Origin of the sequence: Candidatus Magnetaquicoccus inordinatus (assembly GCF_004217665.1) — a bacterium.
GTDB classification, from domain to species: domain Bacteria; phylum Pseudomonadota; class Magnetococcia; order Magnetococcales; family Magnetaquicoccaceae; genus Magnetaquicoccus; species Magnetaquicoccus inordinatus.
This window is the reverse complement of record NZ_RXIU01000276.1, coordinates 1-3,863: the sequence shown is the minus strand read 5'-3', so window position 1 is coordinate 3,863 and position 3,863 is coordinate 1. Positions and strand designations below refer to the sequence as shown.

The 3,863-nt window shown below is 53.4% G+C and carries 5 protein-coding genes and 1 tRNA gene; 1 reads left to right on the top strand and 5 read right to left on the bottom strand.

From position 1 onward, the window contains the following. The coding region (locus EJP87_RS14525; protein ID WP_130472580.1) for a BrnT family toxin at positions 1-239 on the bottom strand (239 nt) is incomplete at its 3' end. Positions 240-466: 227 nt separating this feature from the next. Between EJP87_RS14525 and EJP87_RS14520 the strand changes: the two genes are divergently transcribed. Continuing rightward, positions 467-778, top strand: coding sequence for a coiled-coil domain-containing protein (locus EJP87_RS14520; RefSeq protein ID WP_130472579.1), 312 nt, complete (start codon positions 467-469; stop codon positions 776-778). Positions 779-905: 127 nt separating this feature from the next. Here EJP87_RS14520 and EJP87_RS14515 read toward each other — a convergent pair whose 3' ends face one another. From EJP87_RS14515 to EJP87_RS14500, 4 genes are all read right to left on the bottom strand, one after another. After that, the gene (locus tag EJP87_RS14515) at positions 906-1,316 is read right to left on the bottom strand and encodes a type II toxin-antitoxin system HicB family antitoxin (protein ID WP_130472578.1); all 411 of its coding nucleotides are present in this window, start codon (positions 1,314-1,316) and stop codon (positions 906-908) included. A 10-nt stretch (positions 1,317-1,326) separates the two neighbouring features. After that, a complete protein-coding gene (locus tag EJP87_RS14510) occupies positions 1,327-1,527 on the bottom strand; it encodes a type II toxin-antitoxin system HicA family toxin (protein WP_227657662.1) in 201 nt (66 codons plus the stop codon). A 381-nt stretch (positions 1,528-1,908) separates the two neighbouring features. After that, positions 1,909-1,984, bottom strand: a tRNA-Lys gene (locus EJP87_RS14505). A 133-nt stretch (positions 1,985-2,117) separates the two neighbouring features. Next, positions 2,118-3,863, bottom strand: a 1,746-nt coding sequence (locus EJP87_RS14500) for a tetratricopeptide repeat protein (protein WP_130472577.1), incomplete at its 5' end; no start/stop codon positions are given.

The window sequence follows — 3,863 nt, the reverse complement described above, 5'->3', positions numbered from 1 at the left end:
TGGGAGGGCGGACGCCCGACATGCACAGTTTCGCTTGTGGCAACAGTGAGGAAATTGGCAAATGCGCTTGCCCTGTCCACAAGCGGGGCATAGCCAATCATGCGTCTCTCGCCATAGTCGCTGCGCTGGTCAGGCTTGGCAACGGCCAGCGACCAGTCCAGTTGAGAAGCCATCGCAAGGGAGACCCCATGCTTGGCCTGGTTGCTGGCATCTTTGCTGGCATCAAAAGCAATCTTCATGATGTAAATTGTAGCTACAACAATTAGGCATGGCAACTTTTTTCTGTTGCCACCCGGAGCAAAATAACGGCCTCCTCAGCGCCAGAGCAGCACAGACAGGGAGTGCAAACACCGGCTATGCTCCCGTGCACTTGCTGGCGGGTGGTGGCAAGTGGAAATTTTTCTGCCGGGTGCTGCGGGATTTGTGGTAAATTGGTGTAGTGGTTAATTTTATTTGGAGAACCTCCATGACAGCCGTTACTTTCGACACGCACGCATACGTCAAAGAGCTGAAGGCCGCCGGGTTTACCGAAGAGCAGGCCGAGGTGCAGGCCAAAACCCTTTCCAGCATTTTCAAGGCGAACCTGGATGAGTTGGCTACACGGCGGGATCTCAAGGATCTTGAGATGGCGACCAAGCGCGACATCAGGGATGTGAAGGCTGAACTTGAAGCCAAGATTGCTGAAGCCAAGGCCGAAACCATCAAGTGGATGTTCGGTGTAGCTGCCGGTCAGGCGGTGTTCATCATCAGCATTCTCAAATTGTTCCCGTCCCAATAAAGCACCTGAACTTTGGAGTCGCAACCATCCTGTCCAAGATCGTTTGATTCGTGGAAAGTGTGGTGTGCAAGTGAAAAATGGCTGATTTTGTGATACGTTGCCTGACGCGCAGGTTCAACCGGTTTTTTTAACCTGCCGAATCAAGCATCCTTCTGGCTGCTTCCGCCAGAAAACCAGATCGACTCATCCCCAACTCTTTGGCGGCATGGTCCACGCGAATGACAAGGTTTTCCGCCATTGTCATGTTGAGCCGAATCCACTTCGCCGGAATTTCAACCCGAACCAGCAGCCGCGCAACTTCCACAGAATCTTCTGGATCAGGAGCAACTTCATCAAGATGATCCATTGGCGTCGGTTCCGGCAAAGGATCTCCGTCGCGGACCATAAGCGCAACATGCCCAGACAAAGCCTCTTCTGCTTGGGTTGCTGCGTGCTGAATTGTATTGCCAAAACTCACACATCCAGGAATGTCTGGGAAGCCAACCCAGATCCCTTCAGAACCTTGATACATGATCGCTGGGTAGTGCCGTATTTCCATGATGCCCTCCTTAACTGATTTTGATTCCAGCTTGTTTTTCAATCAACTTGACGATAACCAACGGGACATCTTTGAGGGGATGTGGCACGGTGACTTTGCCAGCAACATCAAGATGTTTGAAGTGGTGATGATCTCCACGAATCGAATCAAGCTGCCATCCAGCCTTTGTCAAAATCTCGATCACTTCCCGGCTGCTCATGCTCTTGCCCATTGTTGCCTCCGTCCGTTGTTGATGTGTATATAATACATAAACAGCAACATCAGGCTAAGATATTTTGTGTATCAAATGTGTATTCAGTCTGTTTTTTTTGGATCAATCTATTTTCCAAGGAGAGCCACCCATGTTGATCCCCATCCGTTCAGCAAAGATGTCAGTGCCCACGAAACACCCAGGGCGACCATACCGTTTGTGATTCTTTTCAGCTTGCTGTAAATTTCCAGAAAATTAGTGGCGTGTTGTGAGAGCAGTAAGGTCGTTGTTTGCATGTTTTTGTGTTGGATTTTGCGGATGAATAGCAACTCAGTAGTGTAACCCCGGCGCACCCCCAAACAAAAACGGTCACCTTGTGGGTGACCGTTGATACAGCAAAATTGGTGAGCCGTACTGGAGTCGAACCAGTGGCCCGCAGATTAAAAGTCTGCTGCTCTGCCATCTGAGCTAACGGCCCAAAGCGCTATCAAATCAGACGGAGCTTATATACCAAAGCCCAGGCTGTTGCCAAGGATTAATCGCACACGGGCACTATTTTTTTCTTGGCGTTGTGGAACAGATCTCCTTCTCTGCGCATCCTTCCCCACAGTTTATTGGCTTTGCAATTGTTGCAACCGCTCCTCAATGGGTAATAGCAACTCAATATCTGGTTCAATCCCCGCATCCTCGCAGCGTTCAAGATAATCCTGCACCATGTAACCCATCCTGTGGCCATGGGCCAAAGGTAAGGCCAGGAAGTAGGGGGAGAGCATCTCTACCGCCTCCTGGGCAAACAACTGCGCCTCCCGGTGTTGCTCGAAAGCATGGTGGCGGTCACTCAAAAAGTTGAGGGAGATAGCCAGATCTGGCCTGAAGGCGTCCGGGTGTGCTGCGGCGAGTTCTCTGTAAAGAGCCACGGCCTCTTCAGTAGCCGCCAGCGCCTCCTCGCGACGGCCCAGGGCGTCGAATCGGATGCCCAGGTTGTTGAGGGAGGTAGCCAGATCTGGCCTGAAGGCGTCCGGGTGTGCTGCGGCAAGTTCTCTGTAAAGAACCACGGCCTCTTCAGAAGCCGCCAGCGCCTCCTCGCGACGGCCCAGGGCGCTCAAGAGGTTGCCCAGGTTGTTGAGGGACATAGCCAGATCTGGCCTGAAGGCGTCCGGGTGTGCTGCGGCGAGTTGTCTGTAAAGAGCTACGGCCTCTTCAGTAGCCGCCAGCGCCTCCTCGCGACGACCCATGGCGTCCAAGCGGATGCCCAGGTTGTTGAGTGACATAGCCAGAACTGGCCTGAAGGCGTCCGGGTGTGCTGCGGCGAGTTCTCTGCGGATGGCCACGGCCTCTTCAGTAGCCGCCAGCGCCTCCTCGCGACGGCCCAGGGCGTCCAAGCGGATGCCCAGGTTGTTGAGGGAGGTAGCCAGATCTGGCCTGAAGGCGTCCGGGTGTGCTGCGGCGAGTTCTCTGTGGATGGCCACGGCCTCTTCAGTAGCCGCCAGCGCTTCCTTTCGATTGCCAAGATCGTTTAATGCCACACCCAGATTATTTAATGAGCTGGCCAGCAGAGGATTTAATGTTTCCTCTTGCTCCTGTTCTATCTCTTCTCTCAACCGCTTGACAATACCCTGACGTACCTTCACGGCCAGCTCTTTCAGAGCGATGCTGGTTAAGGGCACGGCATTAGCAATGGCCATGGCCTGTTCCAGATCGAGGGCAGGACGGCTGATCAGTTGGGCCAGCCAGTCAATGGGCTGTCGGTGTTGCTTGGGATGGGAGGGATCGCAATAGTCCTGAACACAGTGGACCAGCGTTTCTGCGGTATTTTTTGGTGCCAAGTCAAACGAGCGGGCGACACTCGGAGAAATTTTGTTGGTAAACTGTTTGAGAATGACTGCCTCTCCCAGCAGATCGGGGAGGATGGGTGCAATATTTTTTTCCTGTCCAGGAAGTGCTTGATACAGCCAGTTGGCGAAGGAGCCTTTACTCCCAGCGGAGTCATAGCCCAACTCCTTTTTTTCTGCCTCGGCCAACTCCATGGCTTGTTCTCTGCTCAAGCCTCTAGTCAGGGTGGCACAGGCTGCCAAACGACAGAGAATCTCTGCCTGCTCTTCCACCCTGCCAGCAAAGCCGCGCAGACGGGTTAGCTCTTTGTCAGCCATCTCCATGACCAGTTCGCTGCGATTGAGTGCCAGCAGAGAGGAAAGATTACCTCCAGCCGCCAGCAGTGCGGCCATGATCAGAAACAGAGGCTCATTACCCCAGGGGAGCTTTTCCAGTCTTGTATTGAAATGGGAATCATTTGGCAGGTTGAAGGCACTCCCCTTCCTTTCCAAGACCGCAGACAGGATACCCCGTCGCCAAGGCAA

Coding starts and splice junctions, on each gene's coding strand:
- EJP87_RS14520 (WP_130472579.1), top strand. CDS start 467: ATGACAGCCGTTACTTTCGACACGCACGCATACGTCAAAGAGCTGAAG.
- EJP87_RS14510 (WP_227657662.1), bottom strand. CDS start 1,527: ATGGGCAAGAGCATGAGCAGCCGGGAAGTGATCGAGATTTTGACAAAG.
- EJP87_RS14515 (WP_130472578.1), bottom strand. CDS start 1,316: ATGGAAATACGGCACTACCCAGCGATCATGTATCAAGGTTCTGAAGGG.